The following is a 20,319-nucleotide window of genomic DNA, read 5'->3' on the forward strand; positions in this document are numbered from 1 at the left end:
AGCAACATGTGCAAAAAAATAAAATAACCGTAAATCTGTTTAAAACATCTCAGATTCACGGTTATTTGGCGTTTCTGTTTTTAATTTTAGTTGCTTCTATTATAAAATTTCTTAGTTCGGGCTTACACAGTCTGCAGGTAATCAACCTTTTATATAGCTAACAATAATAGTGAAAAGTGAGATTCTTAAAGTGTTCTGACAAGCAAACATCATTCACCCATAGGGAAAGGAGAAAAAAACATGCAAGATAAGATCATCTTAAAGAAAAATGCACGAGAGCGCTTAGTATTGAATAAGGGAGAGCTAAAACTATTGGCTTTTCTTGAACAACAACGAATGTTAACTTTACATCAATCCTATCAGTATGCAGAAAAATTTTGTAAAATGCACATGACAGATTACAGTTTTAAAAACCGAATTCGTAAACTGCAGGAGTATCATCTTATTCGTGGTTATCATTATAGTGAGGGATTTGATGGAGAACGATTTAAATACCTTTGTATCGGAAGTAAAGGTATTGATTTACTAATTGAATACAACTTATTGGAACCATCCTATACTAAGTCTAAAATTTATAAATTTGATAAAAAGAAAAATATCATGCACTTTTTAATGACGCAGCAAGTAGTGATCAATCTTTTAACACAATTAGATGGAGAAATTATTTATTATCCAAACAGCAAGGAGTTTAAATATCTATTGTTTTATGATGAACGTGTATCATCTTACTCTCCAGCAGTTCTTCCATATACAGAATGGATAAGAAAAGAGAAAAATCTACACCGACAAAACAATGGAGCATACCATGCTAAAGTTGCAAAATACATGACAGCAAACAAAACAACAACCGAAATAAATGGAACAACAATGACTATCGTTAAACCTGACTGGATTATCAAAGTAAAAGGTGAAAAAGAAACAAGAAATGCCCTTATTAACATTGAATTGGACATGGGAACAGAACCAATTCAAACAGTAATAGATAAAGTATTTAAGTATGCCATTCTTGCAGAAAAGAATAAGGACGAACTTCACATCATGGATATTGTTATAGCCGATAACAGCTTCTCAAATCGCTCAAAACTTAGCGATGGAATAAAAAGGGGAGAGAATATTGCGAAGCAATTTATATCGGATCCTGCAGTAGTAAATAGAATAAAAGAGTCTGGTTTAAAAATTAAAATTTCTCCTTTAAAATATAACAATCAGGCAGTACTTGATGCACTGCAAAAATACTGACAACTTTCCTAATTAGTATAGTCATTCATGTTGAATGACTAGCATACATAAATTTAAGGTGACAATCATTGGTTCCCCTTATTAGATACCATCGCAAAACTCTGTAATATCAATACTTACCTCTATTTTACCTCCGTTACTTTTCTTCCCAGTTTTACTATTCGTTACGAATATTAGTAACTATTATACAAAGTAATGTACTTATTCAATAGTTACTTACACTAAAAAAACAATTATCATATTAATAGTTACTAATAATAGATAGTATGACAAACACTAGCTGTTCCTGCATTTCTTTGACTTGATTGTTCCATTCTTCTACCTAGTATCTATTATAAGTTACCATTAATCGTTACCATATCCTATTTGACTAGGTGACTATCTTCATTCTTCCTCATAAACAGAATAACTAAAGTCAATATAATCCTCCAGCTTTGCATTTCCAGACTGATTCATGCCCCATCCATATCGCTGGTAATCCTTCCCTCCATCCAGAAAAATAGCCCCACATTTACATCTTTTAAAATCATAAGTATGTATTGATTCAATTATATCGTTACATTTTTTACAACGAACCTTGTTAACTAATACTCTTTTCATCAAATACCATCCTTTCTAACTACTATTTGCGTACGGCTAAATATCCATGATATTAACACTAAATATATAGAAACCATATCACAAAAAGAAGCTTCCTTTTTTGGAAACTTCCTTTTAATCAATACTTTACAGAGTATTTATTATTATGTTCATGTTTTTTAATCCATCTTTGAAATCTGTTCAAATTAGATAAAGTTAAACTAAAGTGCTGGGCAGCGGTACGAGTTCGGTTCTCATCCCAATTCCTTGTTATGCATTCAAAGATTTCATCCATTCGAATACTTTTACGATTATTTGTAGATGCCACATAGTAACATGCAAAGAGGAATGTTACATTTGCTAAGGGCATTGTTCCTCTTCTTATTTCAACCATGATACTTTGGGGAACTGCATAATATCCATATTGTTTTACCAACATAGCCGGTACTTCTTTACCATCATCAATCATATAACGGATAATATATTCACCACGATTAATGCTAACTTCCAAATCTTCAAATAAAGCTTTTGGTATTTCTAATATACTTGTACTTTTAACCATTGCTTTCTTGATATCCCCTTAGTCGATTTTTATAGTTATACGATTTGCCTTATTATAAACTGATTCAGCTCTTCTTATAGATTTCTGCGTTTCTTTTTCAATCAGTTCCAACTCAGCTCATATGCTACACCCTGATTCTCCAATGTAACTCCAAATGATTGACTGATATAACCTTTTGCTCCCAAAAGAGCCATAATCTCATTAGTTAGTTCAGGCTTAAATCCTTCATGCACTTGATCTGTCATAGTTTTTTCATCGCTAGATTTTACAGCTGTTACAATTTCTATAACCAATTTTCCTTTGTATAGATTCATTAACGACAGCATAATTCTAAACAACTCCTTTACTTTCTAGGCATTAATAAAGTATCAACAAAAAAAGAAAATGCATCTTTAAACGCAACACGATAGGTCAACTTACTCTGATGGAATACCTGTTGAAAAATATTTGATTTAAGATCTTCAATAAGGTTATTCTTTGCCTCTTCATCAAGGTCGTTTATGCTTGACGATAGCTTCTGTTCCAAATCTTTATAAATCCCTTCCATAAACATCTCATATTCTTCACTAGTAATAATGTTTTCTAAACGACTTTCAATGAGGTTATTAACCAATCTGGGGAAACCATCAATCATCTGAACCACTCCTTTTATTCATAATATGAATATATTTATATTATGAATATATCATGATATCTATTGATTGTAAAACTAGAAAATAATACGATAAAGGAAATAGAATGAGAAGGGAAATTTATTAATGGACGATTTACAAGCTGGAAAGTTGATACGTAGGTTAAGAAGAGAAAATAAATTAACAATGGTTGATTTTGCAAAGCAAATTGGTCTTTCTCAACCTTCTTTATCACGAATAGAAAGCGGCAATCAAGAGATCACCTTCTCCTTATTAGAAAAAATATGTAAGGCACTTAATATATCAATGGGTGATTTTCTATATGCACTTGAAGGGGAAAGTAAACTACAAAACATTGAATTATGTGAAGAAGACGATGTAAGTACTGAAGAGCAACTAGATACTATACTAATTAAAATGATTTCATCGTTATCCCTTGAACAGAAGAAAGGATTATATACGCTGTTGTTACCATATACTAAGGACTAGGGAGTGACACATTTTTCGTTGCTGAATCTCTACGTATATTTTAGTGTGGTATGGTTGCTAGATAATAGTCTGGTGACTATAATATATATGTCTATTAGTATTACAAGATTGATTAACGCCACGATGAATATTTCTGGTGTTGGTACAATTTGTAGTTCTAGAAAACGGAAGTGTCATAAAATGGCACTTCCGTTTTCTTTTTCAATTATAATTTCTTTTATTTAATTTTTATATTGCATAGGTACTAAAGACAAGGAACCAGATAGACCACCTATATCTTTGGTTTTATCTTTAATAGCATTTCTTTGTCTTCTTCTCTTAAAATATCATCTTGGTGTTTATTTGAATCTTGAATCCAATTTGCTTTTTTCATGGCCCATACATATTCATCTGTTGTTTCATCTAATTCAGCAGAAATGTATTCTTTTATTAGTTTAGAATAAAAATAGTTTACCGAGCTATTCAACAAATCCTGAGTTCTTTTATATTCCCTTTCTCTCCGCTCCCTGAGTAATTTCCTCTCTTGTTCTTCTATTTGTTTTTTCTCTTCTGCAATGATATGATCCCTTTCTTTTTCATCAATGATTTCTGGTAGTGAAAATATATATAAGAATACTCTTCTCAGTAAATCTTCAGGTGTTGTAGTCTTAGTTTGTTTTATTAATTTTTCGTATCTACCCCATATATACCAATAAACTTTATAACCAACTTCAACGTTTATTTTCCCAGTTGTTTCATATTCAAATGTATGATAGTCTGAATAATTTTTATCATCCGGAGAAAGCATTATCTTTTTACAAGGTAGTTTAAAATTCAATGTAAAAGTATATTTTTTATACAATACTTCTGTTTCATCATACTTACTAACAATCTTTGCTCCTGCCTTTTCAAGTGCTTTAAATAAACTATCAATAAAAGGTAAGATTTCTGGAGTAATTTCACCAGAAGCTGAATGTATTCTTAATTTATCTTCTCTATAGGACTGATTTTTTTTGCGATATTTTACTATTTCCCTATGGGGGTTACTAGATAAATTTTTATTAACCTTTAACGTGTTATAAATGTCTGTTAGGTTCTGTTTCTCATTCCCTAAGTATGAAAAATAGGTCGGCTTTTCTTTTTTCTTTATACGTGAAGTGACATTTGTTTCAGTAGAAATACTATTGGATTTTTCGGCATTTACAGTTTTTATAATTTTTCTAGGTGCTGCAGCTTTTTGCTTTTTAGCCTTTGCGAGAGCAATCATACGATTATCTTTTGGATTTGGCAACGCTGGCTGAACTGGCTTCTTTCCCATATATAAGCTACTCCAATAAGAGGCTGTAGGTAGTGGGATATCATTACTAGTACATGCATTTTTCAATTTATTATATGGAACACTTAGTTCTGTTGCTGTCTTAGTAATCCCCATATTCCACAGCTTTTCATATAAATCTTTCCTAGAGATTGATAGCATTCGTTTCCCCTCAATTCATCCTTTACCTCATTTTATATCCACCTAAAATTTCAATCAAATTTATCCAAAATCCAAATAAAATAAAAATATTTTTGATTTCCTCTTAAAATATCATTTTTTCGCGGTTATCATGTTTCAGCAAATGACGAGCCGGCTGTTATTTGTGTCTTAAAATCACAAATAGATAAGGGGAAATCATTAAACTATGATGAAAAACGAAATATTAGATTACGATAAAGATTACAGACTTAGACTTGCAACAAGTAAAGAGTTAACAAAAATAAAAGGCTATGACTTTCTAAATTACTTAACAGACCTAATGGTTAAATACTCTGATTCTATCGGAAAAGGATATTCTATTGAATTGGAGGGGGAAAGATGACAACAAAGATTGAAATGTCAGGGCTGCAAGTTAATATGTCAGTAAAATATATAAGAGCTTATGCTTATGTGCGTGTTAGCACAAACAAACAACTAGATAACACATCGATTGAACAACAAATTGAGGCAATAGAAAAGTATTGTAAGGTAAATAATATTATTCTTGTAAAAATATATGTAGAGGAACCCGCATCAGGAGAAAGCTTTTCAAATAGACCTGAGTTTAAAGAGATGTTTTATAACGTTTTCCAAAAGGAGAATAACATTGATTCCATCATCGTATTTAAACAAGATCGTATATCACGTAATTCTTTAGATTCCCAATATATCTTTAGTCGTCTAAAAAAGGCCAACAAGAACTTAATTTCTATCGCTGATAATATCGACACAAATGATCCAAATTCAAAACTAATCTATCAGATATTAGGTATTATTGCAGAAGTAGAAAAAGATCTAATCGCCTTCCGTACATCACTAGGTATGGAGAAGACATTTGAAAATGGTGACTTTAACGGTGGAATGGTATTTGGGTACAATTTAATAAATAAGAAATTAGTAATTGACGAAGAGGAAGCAAGAGTTGTTAAATACATTTTTGATTGTTACTCCAATAAAATGTGGGGTTATCGAAAAATAGCTAGTAATTTAAATATGCAAGGTATCAAAACCAAAAAGGATAATCATTGGTCAATTACCGCAGTCAGAACTATTCTCAATAATAAAATCTACAATGGTTTTGTTAAATGGAAAGGTAAATATAAAAAAGGTAACCATTATCCTATTATCAGTGAAGAGCTTTGGGAAAGAACCCAAAAACTTTTATCACTACGTAGTTATACCCAAGAAAAAATACACAATGGCTCCTTTCCATTATCGGGTCTATTAAAGTGTCCTACTTGTGGAGGTGCAATGGTACAAGGGAATGCAAACAAAAAGTACAAATATTACGTGTGTGGCCGTTTTAAAAACAGTGGTTCTAAAGCATGTAAGTCGAACCTTGTAAAAAAGGAGTATGCGGAACAAGAGGTCTTATCACAGGTTATGAATTACCTAAACGATTTAAACCTCTCTGTACCATTACAAAGAGTTGTTATTGATAATCTAAAAAGTGAACTTGAACCAATTGAAGAGGAACTTAAATTACTAGAAAAAAATTTAACTGAATTAAAAAGAGAGAAGCAGGATCTCTTGCAACTTTATACGAAAAGAATAATCGACATAGATACACTTAGTGAGGAAATGAATAGAGTTCAGAATCAAGAAAGTGAACAAAAGGAATTTATAAAACTATTAACAAAGCAGATTGAATTAAAGAATAACAATGATCTATTACCAGTAATTAACCGCATAGCTTATGATTTTAATTTACTTTATAATCTACTAGACGACTATGATAAAAAAGAATTACTCCGATTTCTTATCAAGGAAATTCAAGTAAATATCGGAGAAAAGCCTAAAGATCGAACAATCAAGGAAATAGTTTATGAGTTTGACCAAGAGTTATTTGAGGAAATTAGTCATGAACTTATTTAACCACTTGTGTGACATTACATTGTATAATTCTTTGTCTGGAACAAAATTAGCAGTCTATTATCAAACGAATAGACTGCTAATCTTCTTGTCATCAACAGGACGATGTTGATGTGATATCAAGAAGCCCCTTGAGTAAGTAGAAAAACTGAGGGACTTATCTGTAAAAAGGGATATGTACCCAGATACGCTATTCGATTAATAAAGAATTTATAAATACTGCTTCTTTAATTGAGCAATCCATTTTATTACAAGATATCCAATTGGTGAAACCACCAAAGCAGCACCTAATGAATATAAAATGTTAAAAAGAATAACTGCATCCCAGACAAGTCCGCTTCCTTCGATATGAGCAACGGCTCTCCACTGAAAATAATTCCTGATTAAAAAGGTCAGAAAACCAATTATAAAAAGTGCGATGAAGCTATTTACCCAATACACAAGTTTCGATGCATCTGGCTTAATGCGAAATGTTAGAATTACAAAAATCAAAACAGATGGTATAACAGTAGTTAAAAACACTGGGACGAATGGTATCCACGGTACTAAACTGATAATAAAAGACCCAATAAGTGAGATAATTACCCCTGATAACAATCCAAATACGATTAGCACCCTTATCCTCCCCCTTCTAGGCTACATAAACTTATAATCTCATTGGTTTTCCAAGGTGACAAATGTAATGGTAGATAGAACATTTGACATTAAGGCAGGTTTAATATCATTTAATATGACTAAATCAATTGGCTTCTGAAAAAGTTCCCCAAGGGTAATTTTTAAGTCCATGTAATTATCAGATGATAAATCCGCGTCATCAAACTCTACGATCACATCAATATCGCTAGATTCTTTTTGTTCATAACAGCTATACGAACCGAATAAACCAATACGGTTTATACCATAATTTTCAATTCATCAAGGACTTCTTGTTTCGATAACATATCTACGACACCATTCCCCCTGTATTAACTATTTCTCTTCATTAACTTCATATATGAATCCTCTTTGGAACTAATTGGAAATCAAAAGAATTTGAAATTAGTTCCATTCTATAAATAGGTATATTGAGCGTAAAAGCAATATTAACCAATCTAAGAATATGTTCCTCTTTACATTTATAGCCTATATAAATAGCTGATGGATTTGCTTCCATATATTCTGCTCTAGGTACATTAGTAGGTTTCATCACCCTAAATTCTTGTTCGTATCCCCACTTTTTCTCCTTTATATAACAGGAAAATATTATAACCCATAACAACATTAGATTATCTATTAAAATTTCGTTTTGTTTTTCTCTAATTGCCCGTTCATAATTTTCCTCAATGTTTCTTAAAAATCCCTGAAAATAACGAGTTACATCCACCCGACCTTCTAAATATTGAACAGGAAATAATGAAGGTGAAAGTTCTGGATTACTTTTAAAATCAGTTAGATAACTTACACAATAACCCTCGTGATTGTTGGAGTAGTGCGCCCACATCGGTAAATTATTTACTCCTGATTTTGAAAATGAGGCTAATCTTGTTTTATAAATGTTATCCTCTAAGAAGCTTCCATCGAAAAAATAACTAAATTTATATTGCTTCAATCTTTCAATGTCATAATAATAGGAACGATTGTCAAAGGGATCATTAAAATCAGTAGCATAGGACAAATATACCTCACTATTTTCCAATGTTGAGAATTTCATATTATTAAGTTCCTCATTATCTGTTAGAGAGTAATACTTAAAAACTTCTTTTGGCACATATAATTTAATTATTTTGTAGATTGTATTAAATGCATCATTAGAAAAATAAGCTAGGGCTTCTAAAAATTTGACATAATCAATTGGGTTTTCTTTAATATACTTTTCTCTCTGGTCATTAATATCCATAAGACTCCTCCACTATTAAAATATTCCAACTAAGTTGTCCTTTTTTAAATAAGCAAAGTTACTATTGATAATCCATATAAACTATTTGATACTAAACTTCATTTTCCCCATCTATTATTTTCATAGTATTATAAAAGTGAGAGGAGGACAAATATGGTAACAGAAATACAAAGGGTAGCTATCTACGCCCGCGTAAGCACTGAAGAACAAGCAAAAGAAGGATTCAGTATAGCAGCACAGCTTCAAACACTTCGACAATACGCTCAAATTTATAACTGGGAAGTGATTGATGAATATGTCGACGAAGGAATTAGTGGTAAATCAGTAAAAGGACGTCCGGAAATGAAAAGGCTAATTAAGGATGTAGAAAATGAAAGATTTGATGCTGTAATAGTATGGAAAATTTCTAGACTTTCAAGAAATATGTTAGAAACGCTCATGATCCTAGATAAGTTTGAAAAGTACAATGTGAAATTTATATCCTACTCAGAAAACTTTGATACCAGTAGCCCTATAGGTCGTCTAGTGCTTCAAATTATGGCTTCTATAGCTGAAATGGAGCGAAATACATTAGCGGAAAATGTAAAGCTTGGAATGAAACAGAGGGCCATGGAAGGGAGATGGAACGGCGGAGTTGTATTTGGATATGACACCGTTAAAAAGGAACTAGTTATCAATGAAAAGGAAGCTGAAGTAGTACAGTTAATCTATCATATGTATGCAAATGGCAAAGGGCTAAGAGCGATTTCTAACCACTTAAATAAAGCTGGGTATAAAACTAAGCGTAATCGTTATTTCTCCATCAATGGGGTAGCACAAATCCTAGACAATGTATTATATATCGGTAAAATCAGTTGGTTAAAATATGAAAACTGGGACTCCAAACGAAGAAAAGGGAAAAATCCAAATCCCATTCTAGTAGAAGGAAAACATGAACCTATTATTTCAGACGAACTATGGAGCGTTGTACAAGCAAGGAGAAAAAGTAAATCATTTAAGCAGCGTCAATCAAACGAACCATTTTTACTAAGTGGCCTTTTACGCTGTCCTGATTGTGGTCAAGGAATGGTGCCATCGATTACAACACATACACGAAAAGATGGAACGAAACGAAAACATCGTTATTACGTCTGTAGTGATTTCCATAATAAAGGATCTGCTGCTTGTAAAGCTAATTCCATTAAGGCATATGAAGCAGAAGAGACAGTTATCAAGAAAATTGAACAACTTAGTAATAATAAGAAGAGGTTATATAAGATTCTCACAGACATTAGTTCTAATTCCGCTCATTCGATAAGCCAACTCAATAAAGAACTAGTAGAGATTGAAAAGCGGTTAAAGGAAATTGAACAATTACAAGCAAGGTATATGGAAGCCTTTGAGAAAAACACTCTCCCCGTGGATATTCTGCAAGATAGATTGCAAAAGGTATCCAATGAGAAAAGAGAGTTAGAACAGGAGAAAAATGAGATTATAATACAATTAGGTTCTATCGATTCCAAAGTGATTCAACCAGAGTTGATCGAAAAGTTACTAAAAAAATTCCTGTCTGTTTATAGGAATACTTCTAGAGAAAATCAGAAACAATTACTTCAATTGTTAATTGATAATATTACAATCAAGCAAATAGATAAATCCAGAACTATTAAAAACATAGAACTTGAATTTGATTTTACTGAAATGAACATATCGAAGACTTATATACTAATCCACTTGATGTATCGAGAAACGGATAATGAACACACATTTTCAATACCCGCTTCCGACAAAGAATTACCACCTTATCTACAACAATTTTTGCCTCTATTTGTGGTACGGTTCCCCCCTAATAATCCGAAACCCCCGATAAACCTGTTCAAGTAGAACCAACCGCATCAACTGATGAGGAAACGTCATCTTCGAAAAGGACAGCGCATAATCACTCCGCTTCTGCACCGCCTCACTAATCCCAAGTGACCCACCAATCACAAACGCAATCTTACTCTTCCCGTAAGTAGCTAGCTGATCCATCTTATCCGCCAGCTGTTCCGAGCTGATCATCTTGCCATTAATCTCCAATGTAATCACATACGTATCCTGCTGTACATGGGAGAGAATCCGTTCTCCTTCCTTGCGCTTCACTTCCACCATTTCCGCTTCGCTCATATTCTCCGGTGCCTTCTCATCCGCTACCTCCACAATATCCACCTTCGCATAGGCAGATAACCGCTTCAAATACTCCGCGATACCTTGCTTTAAATACTTTTCTTTTAATTTTCCTACCGATATAATCGTTATTTTCATTAATTTCCCGTCCTTTTCGCGTGCTGTCTTCATTAGTGTATCAAATCCAGCCTGTTTTCACACTTATCGACCTGTCTACTTACTATCGTTTTTACTTTCCCATAATATTACGGCTACGTAAAGAATACATTAGATTGATGAAGAAAAAAGGGGAGATAATGACTTGAAGGATTATATAGAGAGTGCTTCATATGAGCATCAATTTTGGCTGCGTGTCCTGCGTGATCATGCAACCTTTATTCATGAGTCGCTATATCCAGAAGAAGAGGAGAACATCGAGAAGGCAGAAGCATTTAAGCACACATTTGATACCTTATTACAGAAGGCGGATGATCTTTCGGATCATAATGTCATTGCCTTTACTAAGGAGGCGGAGACGGGGGCTGAGAGGCTAAGGGAATTTAAGCTTTCTATTTTGAGGAGGGAGCTTTCAGGGGATATCGGCGTCCATCTTACTCCGACACGCTTGAACCATATGGTCAATGAGTTGGATGAATATGTATTGGTGATAAGCAATTTAAAAGAAGGAAAAGCTGCCCCCGTCTTTCATGAATTACATCATCACTTAATCTGGCTACCTGTTGCCTCTGGTCATGCGGGATTAATTCAGGCAGAGCTAGATGGGGTGGAAAAAGGGTTGAAGGGGAAAAGCCAGCAGTTCGCTATGCAGTTTGACCAATTTTACGTAAAGGCTATTGAGCTTACCGGATATTTGCGAACAAACCTCACCACCTTTCCTGCCTTGATGAAGTTCCATGAGGATGTGGAAGTCGAGATGAATTTATTCCGGAACTTTCTTCAAGAACTAAAGGAAATGGTACGATCGGATATGGTATTACGCACCTTCTCCGTGCTTACCGCAGACCATATGGCACGGGAAGTTGGCTACTTTTTAAACAAGCTCGCCCAATCAAGGAAGATGAGCGGTCGCGATAATGACCCAACACCTTAATCGATAAAAGAAAAAGTTTCTATTTAAGGCCATTGGCTAAAACGATTCTAATAGATTCATAGCGTAATTTATTTTAACATTCAAAATAAATATCACAAGCCTTGGTCGAAATGAAACCGAGAACCTTCTATCGTTCCCTCAAATCAGCAAATCTGCACAAAACAGGACGACTTTTAATAAGCTTTCATAGGCCAAGAAAATTAGGGATTGCCCAAAGCAATCCCTTCTAAGCAACGTTTTAATGTACAGCTCCATTCTTTCTCTTTTTCCGAGAATCCACCACCATATGAAACGCCATCGCTAACCCAAATGAAAAAAACACTACAATAACGACGTTTAATACAATGCCTACAAAACTAGTACTCGGTAAATAAGCAAACAGCAACGCCATAGGAATTAAAAATACCAGATCCAACAAGCCCATTCGGTTAAAAACATGTTTCAAATCATCCACGCTCATCACCCATTTCTTGTGAATTTACAGTACGCTTCAAGCTTTATCCTTACCGAAAAGCCCTAATGCTTGGCGAAGCTAGTGACAAACTGCACTATAATCCTCCCCACCCAACTAGGATAGCGCTTTCTTTAATAATAGAGTAAGCAAAAATGGAATAATTTTCAATACTAATGAAAGATGAAATAACGCTTTTTACTTCACTAATAGAATCTCATTTTAATACACGAATAAATACCACTATTCCCAATACCCTCACACCACTTTCCCCACCTCGCATAAGCACCTTTCCATTCCCTAATATCCATTTTACATACCAGAATCCCCCCAACACACGGTTATCCATTGACATTCATCGACATATATTTACAATGAACTTAGAGAATTCTATATTTTCCTGCCGGTATGGCTAGTATCCTAGCCATTTACTAAGCCTTCCTACAGTGACATAACGTCTTACTTCATTTTAAAAGAACCTATGCCGATACAATAGAAGTGCATTTATGAAAAGGAAGGCGCTACATACTAGATTAGGACTAATACTTGATTAGAAAGGGGGATGATCGTGCATCAAGTTAAGCTGCTCCAGTTGATCCGGATTCATAAGCAGGGTGACACACACTATTTACATATCATGCTTCATGCCAACGAGAAGACTACTTATTATTGGCAAGTAGACCGGGAGACAGCAATTCGGCTGCAAGCCATTACTGATTTTTCAAAAGGGTACTTCTACCAGCTATCATGGGAAACGACCCATCGTCAAAGTCACATCACCCAGACATATCGTAACGAAAGCAAGAATTTGGGTTTTATTTGTTCCAAGCGTTATGCAGAACAGCTTACACAGATTCAGCATGCGGAATCTACCGAACAATTGGAGGAGCTAGCCTTTTTATCTCGTAATCTAGCATTTAAACAGGAAACTAGCTTCTCCGGTTCCCGAAAGCAGCGAAAACAAAGCAAACTTCCTTGGCCACTTACTGCTACTTTCATTTTACTACTTGCTATCTTGTCTTCCTTTACTTGCCACGCGATTTTTACCAATGTGAATGCAGACTCAGAAAAACAGGAAGAGACGCCAGAACAGCCTATACAAGAAGAGCCGAAGCCAGAGACCATGCTACCTGAGGATACGATGCCCTTGGAGGAAAAAAGGGCGATTCCTGCAGTCGCATTAAATGCGGAGATTTCCTCGGGGCTTGATGAGGGAATGGTTGCCCTTACGTTCGATGACGGGCCTTCCGACTATTCGAAGCAGATTGTCGATATCTTAATGGAATTCGGCGCTGGTGGGACATTCTTTTTGATTGGGTCCAATATGGACGAGCATCCGGATAGTGTGGAGTATATCCACGACAATAACTTCTCGATTGGCACCCATTCGGTGAATCATATTAATTTTGCCAGCAGCTCTTTAGCAACGCAAAAAGGGGAACTGCAGCAATCCATTGAGATGATAGAGGCTGTCACTGGAGAAGCGGTAACCTTATTCCGTCCGCCATATGGCCAAATGAATGAAGATACAAAGCAGCTTTCGCGTGAATTAGGACAGCGAATCGTCCTATGGAATAATGACCCCAAGGATTGGGAATCACGTAATGCCAGCAACATCCTCCAACAGGTGAAATCACAAGACGTATCTGGCTCTATTATTCTCCTTCATGAGACCGAAGCAACCGTAGAGGCACTACCGGAGATTATTTCCTATTTACAAGAACAAGGCTTACAGCTTGTTTCATTACAATAGATTCAGAAATAAAAGGGAAAGGAGTACAAAAGCTTGAAAAGGAAACGTAACAAGAATCGTTTGCTGACCTTTACAATTCTATCGAATGATGCGAATCAGGTCGTCAAACGATTCCATATGAACAAAGCTTTTTTTTACAGCCTGATGGTGCTTCCCATTATTCCGGTTATCGCACTCATTTACTTCATGACGATGAATCAACATAGTCAGGCTGAAATCGAAGAGCTAACTGCTCACTTACAGCTAGAAACAGCGAAAAGTGAGAAGCTTGAACGAACGGTTTCGATATTAGAGGAAGAAACCGGGGAAACAAAGGAAAGACTCGTGGAGTTAACCGCGCTGGAGGAGCAAATGCGCCAATACATCGATGAATTGCCTACGATCGTAGAACCGAGCGGTGGTCTACAGGTTTTAGCAGATGAAACGAATATGGTCGAAACAGAAGATGGCCTAATGGTTCCGTCGTCTGAGCTACTAGAACGATATAAGCAGACACTTGCCATGGTAGACGAGATTAGTGAGGAGCTACAGTATACACCGACCGCCTGGCCTACGAACCCGAATACCATCACCTCTGATTTTGGCATTCGTAATGACCCACTAAATCGTTCCTCTTCCTTCCATAGTGGTATCGATATTCGTGGTCAGTATGGGACACCAGTATACGCTACGGCTGATGGACGGGTTACGTTAGCGAAGTATTATGGCAGCTATGGAAATACGATCAAAATTAAGCATTCCGACACGTACGAAACCTTATATGGTCACTTAATGAGCATAGACGTGGAGCAAGGCGATATGGTGAAGAAGGGCGATATTATCGGCGAGATTGGTAGTACTGGTCGCAGCACTGGACCACATCTGCATTACGAGGTACTACAGAATGGCGAGCCCGTTGATCCGAAGCCATACTTTAATATTTACGGCGAATTCGATATCGAATAGCCATTCAGAAAGGATGTCATGAGAATATTGAATAAGAAGAAAATGGAAAAGGTAATCGAGACGATTATCGGTTCAGAAACTGTCATTGAAGGAAAAATCACCCTACCGACTAGTCTACGCGTAGACGGTAAAATACTTGGTGAAATTGAGTGTAGTGGCGATGTCTACATCGGGCAAAACGCCTATGTCGAGCCAAGCATTAAAGCAAAGAATATCGTCATTGCCGGGGAAGTAAAGGGCGATATCGAAACATCGGAAAAGATTCAAATCGAGGCAAAAGGAAAACTAACCGGTACTGCCACCTCACGCGGAATCATCATTGAGGATGGTGGGATATTTAATGGAAACAGTGTCATCGTCGATAGCGATGAAAAAGGAACTAATAAGAAAAAAACAGAAAAGATTGTGGCTAATTCATAGAGGGGAGATTGGTAGATGTCAGAAGCTCAGTTTATCGCATTGCAGAATGAACTCTTTCAGCTTTTTCAGGAGGGGAATATCGCTCGCGTTTATCCGCTGATTGAAAAGGCAGAGCAAACCTTTCCCAATCGATTAAATAAAATTATCTTTTGGAAAGCATGTGCCTATGCGACGGAACATAAGCTTACCGATGCCCTAACCGTGCTTCAAGAAGGGTTAGCGAAGGGAATTTGGTGGAATCCCATCCTCCTTACGCACGACCCAGATTTGAAAGAACTGCAAGCATTAGATGAATTTCAAACCATTGTTAGCAGATGTAAAGCGATCGTGGAAAGTACGAAGCAAGTCGCTACTTCTCCACTTTTTACCTATGGGAATGTACGGGCAGAAATTGGCTTATTTTCATTACATATGAGGGGGACGAATGCCGCTGACTTTGCACCGTATTGGCTAGATGAACAGACGTCACAGGACTACTTTTTCGGCTTTCCACAATCCTCACAAGTCTTTGGCTATAATGCATTTTGTTGGGACAATCAAGAGCTCATGCTAGAAGACCTAACAAGGACCTATGCAGAATACAAGGCAAAAGGGAATACAACGGAAGATATACTAGCAGGCGGTTCACAAGGTGGCAAGCTAGCGATTGAATTATCGCTAAAGCAAACATTTCAGACGAAGGGATTTATTGCCGTTATCCCAGCAATACAAGACCTCTCCGGGTTCGAGAGGATAATTGCGGAAAATTCGCGTGACACCGTGCGTGGTGTAATCATTACCGGTGACCAGGATCCATTCTATGAGAAGACGGTTCAATTAGCGGAGCTGTTTAAGCAGCATGGTATACCGTGTAAATTGATTACAATTAAGGGGCTCGGGCACTTTTTCCCAAGTGATTTTACGGGATTGCTGTCCGAGGCAGTGGATTATGTGCTGGATAGATAGGCAGTGGGAAGGGGGAATTTCTATTATTAGGGATTCCTTCCTTTCAGGTCTTTACTAAAATTATTCTCCAACTAATCGTGATTTGCCTTTCCATAAGTCTTTCTAATTCAATATTCCCTGTTTCCGTTCCTACATATTAACATAGTATATGTTTCATGCCACTTACTATAACAGAAATATTACAGAACACGACTTTATATAAGCCTAATAGAAAAGCTGTGATAATAAATCTGACTCACAGTTCATATTATTCAAGATTTTCTGCAATCCTTTTTAGTTCTTTCGCACGAGAGATAATAAAATTTGTCATATACTTTTCTAAAAATAATTTGTCTGCAATAATACCAACTATACCAAGAGGTGACTTATACTTAAAGATATCTATCATTATAGTCCCGCCATTCTCTTCTACGAACCGATGGGTATGTGTAAAAGAATTAAACGCGCCTTTTACCATAACATCAACAAACATGGTGGGCTTTTCCATATGAGTTACTTTTACTGTTAATTTTTGTCTAATACCAAAGTGAGTAGCTTCCCAAGTAACAGTATCTCCCTTTTTTAATAAACCTTGTGTAACCCCACCAACAGCTTTTTCCTTTGTTTTAGAAGTAGTTAGAGTATGTATTTCTACGTTTCTAGCAAGGTCAAAGCATACATCCAGCGATGCTTGAATAAATTGCTCATGCTTAATAATAGGCATTAGCTAGCTCCTTTATAAGAATATTATTATTACCTATATTCATATCCTCTTTCACTTAATTGGATAAGAATACCGAAATCTTATAATAAATGTAACTCTTGCTAAGGCAGATTAACAGTTACATATTCTAGATACCCAATGAAAATCTTTAACAACCTTATATAATCCCAAAGTATCACTATGAGCGATAGTTTAAGAATGGTCAAGTGTGATTGATATTACTATTAACTTTATGGAAACGGTTGAATTTTTACTCAATACCCTCTCTATCGTTTCACCTACTAAAGTAAATTGCGGATAAGTAAAAAGTTAATAAAGTGTGGAAGGCAAAGCGTGTCATATGATGCCTCCAATTAATTCTCCCCTGCGTTTTCATTCCCTCTATAATTGCTAATACATGCAGGAAAAAAAACGCTAGAACAAAGGATATGACGACGTTTGTTTTATTGGGTATCCACATGATGAAAAGCATACTAATGGATACCAATAAGAATAAGCATCGCTGGATTTGAAATCCCTTTTCCTTCCATTGCGCAATTGCTGCTACCCCTGTTAATACGGCATACAGCCCCGCTAAGCTATATGTAATGACTACCATGGAGTTCACTCCTCTCTTTTATTTCATTTATCATAAAAGATGGAGTGAACTCCATGTCAACCTAGGAATATGAACTGCTTTACGATAATTTCCAAACCGGAATTAACGAATGGAAATCAAAAAAATAACTCATGATGATATGAACAATCGTTTGAACTACCCCCACTTAACCTCCTTTCAGGATGTTTGAAGTGGGGGATTCTTGGGAACAGAGCGTACTTGTTCGTGGTCTTTCTTAACTAACAGCGGTTTCTCTTCTTTACCAAGCTATCCCCGTAGTCCCTACGGTTTTATGGGTTGTTTAAGGTGAAGCTACGATTCGTAATCCTTCAGCTAGAATATTTTTACTCGCATTGATATCTCGATCATGATGCATGTGACAAGCTGGACAAGTCCATTCCCTTACCCCAAGCGACTTCTTGCCAGTTTGATGTCCACAAGCAGAGCATCGTTGACTGGATGGGAACCACCTACTTATTTTCACCAGGGTTTTACCATACCAATCCGCTTTGTACTGTAATTTCGTCACAAAACTAGACCATGATACGTCAGCGATAGATTTCGCTAGTTTATGATTGCGCAACATTCCTTTCGTGTTCAAGTCTTCGATACAGATGACATCGTGGTTTTTGATGATGGCTGTACTTAACTTATTCAGGAAGTCGGCACGTTGATTCAGCACTCTTTCATACAATCTTGCTACTTTTCGTTTTTGTTTTTGATAGTTTTTGGCATCGAGTAAGTTGATTCCGTTGTTTCTCGCATGCAAAGCACGTCTGGATAGTTTGCGTTGTTCTCGTTTTAACTTCTTTTCCATGTTGGAAGTAAACTTGTTATTGTCAATCTTGCGACCATCAGAAAGAATCGCAAAGTCCGTGATGCCTAAGTCGATTCCGATAGCCGATTCTGTTTTTGCTAATGGTTGTATGTCTGTTTCTGCCAGTATAGAGATGAAATATTTTCCGCTTGGATTACGTCTAATGGTAACATTGATGATACGACCATGTACTTCACGGCTTTTGGCAAAGCGAACGAGCCCTAATTTAGGTAGTTTGATTTTGTTCCCTTCCATGGAGATATTTCTGTTGGTCTGCTTCGTTGTGTAGGATTGAACCGGATGCTTTTTGGACTTAAATCGCGGGGCTTTATTTTGCTTTTGAAAGAATCTGGAGAAGGCATCAGAGAGGTTTCGGAGGGAAGTTTGGACTGCGATGCTGTCTACTTCTTTTAACCAGCTTAATTCCTTTTTCAATTGAGGTAGTTGAGCAGAACAAGCGTTATACGTCAGTCCTTTTCCTGTTTCTTTGTAGGTGTCGTTCCACTTAGCTAAAAAATGGTTGAAGACAAAACGAGAACAGCCAATGGTTTTCGCAATCTGTCTTTTCTGTTCATTTGTTGGGTAGATGCGGAATTTGTAGGCTTTTTTGACGAGCATTGCTTTCACCTCTCTCGGTATCTGATACCTCTATTATACCATATGTTGCATGGTGGATAGGCCATTTCAGGGAAGAATGGAAGCACTTGAATAGTCGGACAAGAGATGGCGATTCATCTCCCACCTACTCATTTCCCATTCCTTGAGGTGGGAGTCTTCTCGCCTATTGATGATAAAGGCTACCAATTTATTATACGTATTCTAATTGCCCCTTTACTTGCTTAACGGCGATTATTGAGACGTCACTTCCATAGGAAAAACGGAACTTCTTCCTTGCTTCTGCAGGTGATCGTGCTATAACCGTTTTTAACCATTTGGTTCCATTAAGCTCCGCTTCGACTACATACCTTTTAGCACCACATTTCATGTAACTCCCACCTTTTCAGCTATTATCTCGTGAATAATCAAGTTGGTCAAAAGTTTGGATTAAAATGCTGAATGGTAAGTGTTTTACACTACTTCACCTTTAAGGCAATTGCATAGATTGCATTACCATTGGAAACATCTTCGTTACTTTCATCCATCCACCAAACACCAATATCATAATAATAGACTCCTTCTTCTTCCGGTGCTGTAAAAGTAAAATTCGTAACAGCGACATCGTTACTTTTCTTATTACTCGTTTGTGTAAGATGAACTTCATTCGGTAGCGGTTCGAAGTCCATTCCGAATGTCACGGTTTCACCTGCCTCTATCTCAATTGGTTCCTTATCTTTTAGTAATATTTCAGCTCCCGCAACATCCACACATTCAGCAGTTGTCGTCTTCTTCCAGCAATAGGCACCAAGTACCGTTTCATATTGTTGACCAGCAATTTCAACCCACATTTTAGGCGGTTTATCAACCTCCACTCCCTCTTTACTAGCGGCACTAGTATCACAACCCGTGAGTACAATAGCTAACACCACAAAGTAAAATAACAACCTTTTCAATTGAAATCCTCCTTTTTTTATCTATAGGACGTCAGGATGAACGGATTTGTTTCAATAAGCCATTGCTAGAGTAGGTATCTACTTTGTTAGGAGTGATTTCACAGTTTCAGGAAACTTCGGTGAGAAAAGTTAATTCAATCAGGACTTTTATCCTATAT

At 36.2% G+C, this 20,319-nt stretch carries 25 protein-coding genes; 10 read left to right on the top strand and 15 right to left on the bottom strand.

Annotated elements, in window-relative coordinates; all coding sequences use genetic code 11:
- The first annotated feature begins 240 nt into the window (after positions 1-240).
- Positions 241-1,239, top strand: a complete 999-nt coding sequence (locus AAIB49_RS12405) for a replication-relaxation family protein (RefSeq protein WP_343458186.1) — start codon at positions 241-243, stop codon at positions 1,237-1,239.
- A gap of 384 nt (positions 1,240-1,623) precedes the next feature.
- Here AAIB49_RS12405 and AAIB49_RS12410 read toward each other — a convergent pair whose 3' ends face one another.
- The 4 genes from AAIB49_RS12410 to AAIB49_RS12425 form a co-directional block, all read right to left on the bottom strand.
- Positions 1,624-1,839, bottom strand: a complete 216-nt coding sequence (locus AAIB49_RS12410) for a DUF7695 domain-containing protein (protein WP_343458187.1) — start codon at positions 1,837-1,839, stop codon at positions 1,624-1,626.
- A 118-nt stretch (positions 1,840-1,957) separates the two neighbouring features.
- The gene (locus tag AAIB49_RS12415; RefSeq protein ID WP_343458188.1) at positions 1,958-2,380 is read right to left on the bottom strand and encodes a hypothetical protein; all 423 of its coding nucleotides are present in this window, start codon (positions 2,378-2,380) and stop codon (positions 1,958-1,960) included.
- Positions 2,381-2,481: 101 nt separating this feature from the next.
- Positions 2,482-2,706 carry a hypothetical protein gene (locus tag AAIB49_RS12420; protein WP_343458189.1) on the bottom strand — a complete coding sequence of 75 codons (225 nt, stop codon included), beginning with the start codon at positions 2,704-2,706 and terminating at the stop codon, positions 2,482-2,484.
- A gap of 17 nt (positions 2,707-2,723) precedes the next feature.
- Positions 2,724-3,014 (bottom strand): hypothetical protein, encoded by a 291-nt coding sequence (locus tag AAIB49_RS12425; RefSeq protein WP_146553780.1) that lies wholly within the window; start codon positions 3,012-3,014, stop codon positions 2,724-2,726.
- Between the two features lie 124 nt (positions 3,015-3,138).
- On the opposite strand from AAIB49_RS12425, the gene AAIB49_RS12430 reads away from it, so the two are divergent.
- Positions 3,139-3,501 carry a helix-turn-helix domain-containing protein gene (locus tag AAIB49_RS12430; RefSeq protein ID WP_343458190.1) on the top strand — a complete coding sequence of 121 codons (363 nt, stop codon included), beginning with the start codon at positions 3,139-3,141 and terminating at the stop codon, positions 3,499-3,501.
- 271 nt (positions 3,502-3,772) lie between these two features.
- Here AAIB49_RS12430 and AAIB49_RS12435 read toward each other — a convergent pair whose 3' ends face one another.
- Positions 3,773-4,957, bottom strand: a complete 1,185-nt coding sequence (locus AAIB49_RS12435) for a hypothetical protein (protein ID WP_343458191.1) — start codon at positions 4,955-4,957, stop codon at positions 3,773-3,775.
- Positions 4,958-5,162: 205 nt separating this feature from the next.
- Here AAIB49_RS12435 and AAIB49_RS12440 point away from each other — a divergent pair, with 205 nt between their 5' ends.
- Complete coding sequence (locus AAIB49_RS12440) at positions 5,163-5,339, top strand: hypothetical protein (protein WP_343458192.1); 177 nt, start codon at positions 5,163-5,165, stop codon at positions 5,337-5,339.
- Complete coding sequence (locus tag AAIB49_RS12445; protein ID WP_343458193.1) at positions 5,336-6,871, top strand: recombinase family protein; 1,536 nt, start codon at positions 5,336-5,338, stop codon at positions 6,869-6,871. The genes AAIB49_RS12440 and AAIB49_RS12445 overlap by 4 nt, the downstream gene beginning before the upstream one ends.
- A 207-nt stretch (positions 6,872-7,078) precedes the next feature.
- Here the strand turns inward: AAIB49_RS12445 and AAIB49_RS12450 are convergent, their stop codons facing one another.
- The 3 genes from AAIB49_RS12450 to AAIB49_RS12460 form a co-directional block, all read right to left on the bottom strand.
- Entirely contained in the window at positions 7,079-7,483 is a 405-nt protein-coding gene (locus tag AAIB49_RS12450) for a hypothetical protein (RefSeq protein ID WP_343458194.1), read from the bottom strand.
- A gap of 39 nt (positions 7,484-7,522) precedes the next feature.
- A complete protein-coding gene (locus AAIB49_RS12455) occupies positions 7,523-7,780 on the bottom strand; it encodes a nucleotidyltransferase family protein (RefSeq protein WP_343458237.1) in 258 nt (85 codons plus the stop codon).
- Between the two features lie 76 nt (positions 7,781-7,856).
- Positions 7,857-8,744 carry a DUF2971 domain-containing protein gene (locus AAIB49_RS12460; protein ID WP_343458195.1) on the bottom strand — a complete coding sequence of 296 codons (888 nt, stop codon included), beginning with the start codon at positions 8,742-8,744 and terminating at the stop codon, positions 7,857-7,859.
- 153 nt (positions 8,745-8,897) lie between these two features.
- On the opposite strand from AAIB49_RS12460, the gene AAIB49_RS12465 reads away from it, so the two are divergent.
- On the top strand, positions 8,898-10,607 hold the full coding sequence (locus AAIB49_RS12465; protein ID WP_343458196.1) for a recombinase family protein: 1,710 nt from the start codon (positions 8,898-8,900) through the stop codon (positions 10,605-10,607).
- Here AAIB49_RS12465 and rlmH read toward each other — a convergent pair.
- Complete coding sequence (rlmH, locus tag AAIB49_RS12470; RefSeq protein WP_343458238.1) at positions 10,548-11,027, bottom strand: 23S rRNA (pseudouridine(1915)-N(3))-methyltransferase RlmH; 480 nt, start codon at positions 11,025-11,027, stop codon at positions 10,548-10,550. The two genes, AAIB49_RS12465 and rlmH, sit on opposite strands and share 60 nt — an antisense overlap.
- Positions 11,028-11,190: 163 nt before the next feature.
- Here rlmH and AAIB49_RS12475 point away from each other — a divergent pair, with 163 nt between their 5' ends.
- A complete protein-coding gene (locus tag AAIB49_RS12475) occupies positions 11,191-11,979 on the top strand; it encodes a DUF2935 domain-containing protein (RefSeq protein WP_343458197.1) in 789 nt (262 codons plus the stop codon).
- 238 nt (positions 11,980-12,217) lie between these two features.
- Here AAIB49_RS12475 and AAIB49_RS12480 read toward each other — a convergent pair whose 3' ends face one another.
- Positions 12,218-12,433 (bottom strand): DUF6007 family protein, encoded by a 216-nt coding sequence (locus tag AAIB49_RS12480; protein ID WP_343458198.1) that lies wholly within the window; start codon positions 12,431-12,433, stop codon positions 12,218-12,220.
- A 565-nt stretch (positions 12,434-12,998) separates the two neighbouring features.
- Here AAIB49_RS12480 and AAIB49_RS12485 point away from each other — a divergent pair.
- The 4 genes from AAIB49_RS12485 to AAIB49_RS12500 are packed head-to-tail and all read left to right on the top strand — an operon-like array spanning position 12,999 to position 16,493.
- Positions 12,999-14,183, top strand: a complete 1,185-nt coding sequence (locus tag AAIB49_RS12485; RefSeq protein ID WP_343458199.1) for a polysaccharide deacetylase family protein — start codon at positions 12,999-13,001, stop codon at positions 14,181-14,183.
- Between the two features lie 33 nt (positions 14,184-14,216).
- Positions 14,217-15,128, top strand: a complete 912-nt coding sequence (locus tag AAIB49_RS12490) for a peptidoglycan DD-metalloendopeptidase family protein (RefSeq protein WP_343458200.1) — start codon at positions 14,217-14,219, stop codon at positions 15,126-15,128.
- 18 nt (positions 15,129-15,146) lie between these two features.
- Positions 15,147-15,548 carry a bactofilin family protein gene (locus tag AAIB49_RS12495; RefSeq protein ID WP_246521245.1) on the top strand — a complete coding sequence of 134 codons (402 nt, stop codon included), beginning with the start codon at positions 15,147-15,149 and terminating at the stop codon, positions 15,546-15,548.
- A gap of 15 nt (positions 15,549-15,563) precedes the next feature.
- Entirely contained in the window at positions 15,564-16,493 is a 930-nt protein-coding gene (locus AAIB49_RS12500; protein WP_343458201.1) for an alpha/beta hydrolase, read from the top strand.
- Positions 16,494-16,740: 247 nt separating this feature from the next.
- Here the strand turns inward: AAIB49_RS12500 and AAIB49_RS12505 are convergent, their stop codons facing one another.
- The 5 genes from AAIB49_RS12505 to AAIB49_RS12525 form a co-directional block, all read right to left on the bottom strand.
- Positions 16,741-17,196, bottom strand: coding sequence for an SRPBCC family protein (locus AAIB49_RS12505; protein WP_211740833.1), 456 nt, complete (start codon positions 17,194-17,196; stop codon positions 16,741-16,743).
- A gap of 274 nt (positions 17,197-17,470) precedes the next feature.
- Positions 17,471-17,794, bottom strand: a complete 324-nt coding sequence (locus AAIB49_RS12510; RefSeq protein WP_343458202.1) for a hypothetical protein — start codon at positions 17,792-17,794, stop codon at positions 17,471-17,473.
- A gap of 301 nt (positions 17,795-18,095) precedes the next feature.
- Positions 18,096-19,229, bottom strand: coding sequence for an IS200/IS605 family element RNA-guided endonuclease TnpB (gene tnpB, locus AAIB49_RS12515; protein ID WP_343458203.1), 1,134 nt, complete (start codon positions 19,227-19,229; stop codon positions 18,096-18,098).
- A gap of 190 nt (positions 19,230-19,419) precedes the next feature.
- Positions 19,420-19,596, bottom strand: a complete 177-nt coding sequence (locus AAIB49_RS12520) for a hypothetical protein (RefSeq protein ID WP_339216427.1) — start codon at positions 19,594-19,596, stop codon at positions 19,420-19,422.
- Positions 19,597-19,684: 88 nt separating this feature from the next.
- Positions 19,685-20,161, bottom strand: a complete 477-nt coding sequence (locus AAIB49_RS12525; protein ID WP_339216428.1) for a hypothetical protein — start codon at positions 20,159-20,161, stop codon at positions 19,685-19,687.
- Positions 20,162-20,319 lie beyond the last annotated feature (158 nt).

The sequence above is a fragment of the Ornithinibacillus proteolyticus genome (assembly GCF_039581225.1).
Lineage (GTDB): Bacteria > Bacillota > Bacilli > Bacillales > Amphibacillaceae > Ornithinibacillus > Ornithinibacillus massiliensis.

Coding starts and splice junctions, on each gene's coding strand:
- AAIB49_RS12405 (WP_343458186.1), top strand. CDS start 241: ATGCAAGATAAGATCATCTTAAAGAAAAATGCACGAGAGCGCTTAGTA.
- AAIB49_RS12410 (WP_343458187.1), bottom strand. CDS start 1,839: ATGAAAAGAGTATTAGTTAACAAGGTTCGTTGTAAAAAATGTAACGAT.
- AAIB49_RS12415 (WP_343458188.1), bottom strand. CDS start 2,380: ATGGTTAAAAGTACAAGTATATTAGAAATACCAAAAGCTTTATTTGAA.
- AAIB49_RS12420 (WP_343458189.1), bottom strand. CDS start 2,706: ATGCTGTCGTTAATGAATCTATACAAAGGAAAATTGGTTATAGAAATT.
- AAIB49_RS12425 (WP_146553780.1), bottom strand. CDS start 3,014: ATGATTGATGGTTTCCCCAGATTGGTTAATAACCTCATTGAAAGTCGT.
- AAIB49_RS12430 (WP_343458190.1), top strand. CDS start 3,139: ATGGACGATTTACAAGCTGGAAAGTTGATACGTAGGTTAAGAAGAGAA.
- AAIB49_RS12435 (WP_343458191.1), bottom strand. CDS start 4,957: ATGCTATCAATCTCTAGGAAAGATTTATATGAAAAGCTGTGGAATATG.
- AAIB49_RS12440 (WP_343458192.1), top strand. CDS start 5,163: ATGATGAAAAACGAAATATTAGATTACGATAAAGATTACAGACTTAGA.
- AAIB49_RS12445 (WP_343458193.1), top strand. CDS start 5,336: ATGACAACAAAGATTGAAATGTCAGGGCTGCAAGTTAATATGTCAGTA.
- AAIB49_RS12460 (WP_343458195.1), bottom strand. CDS start 8,744: ATGGATATTAATGACCAGAGAGAAAAGTATATTAAAGAAAACCCAATT.
- AAIB49_RS12465 (WP_343458196.1), top strand. CDS start 8,898: ATGGTAACAGAAATACAAAGGGTAGCTATCTACGCCCGCGTAAGCACT.
- rlmH (WP_343458238.1), bottom strand. CDS start 11,027: ATGAAAATAACGATTATATCGGTAGGAAAATTAAAAGAAAAGTATTTA.
- AAIB49_RS12495 (WP_246521245.1), top strand. CDS start 15,147: ATGAGAATATTGAATAAGAAGAAAATGGAAAAGGTAATCGAGACGATT.
- AAIB49_RS12500 (WP_343458201.1), top strand. CDS start 15,564: ATGTCAGAAGCTCAGTTTATCGCATTGCAGAATGAACTCTTTCAGCTT.
- AAIB49_RS12505 (WP_211740833.1), bottom strand. CDS start 17,196: ATGCCTATTATTAAGCATGAGCAATTTATTCAAGCATCGCTGGATGTA.
- AAIB49_RS12510 (WP_343458202.1), bottom strand. CDS start 17,794: ATGGTAGTCATTACATATAGCTTAGCGGGGCTGTATGCCGTATTAACA.
- tnpB (WP_343458203.1), bottom strand. CDS start 19,229: ATGCTCGTCAAAAAAGCCTACAAATTCCGCATCTACCCAACAAATGAA.
- AAIB49_RS12520 (WP_339216427.1), bottom strand. CDS start 19,596: ATGAAATGTGGTGCTAAAAGGTATGTAGTCGAAGCGGAGCTTAATGGA.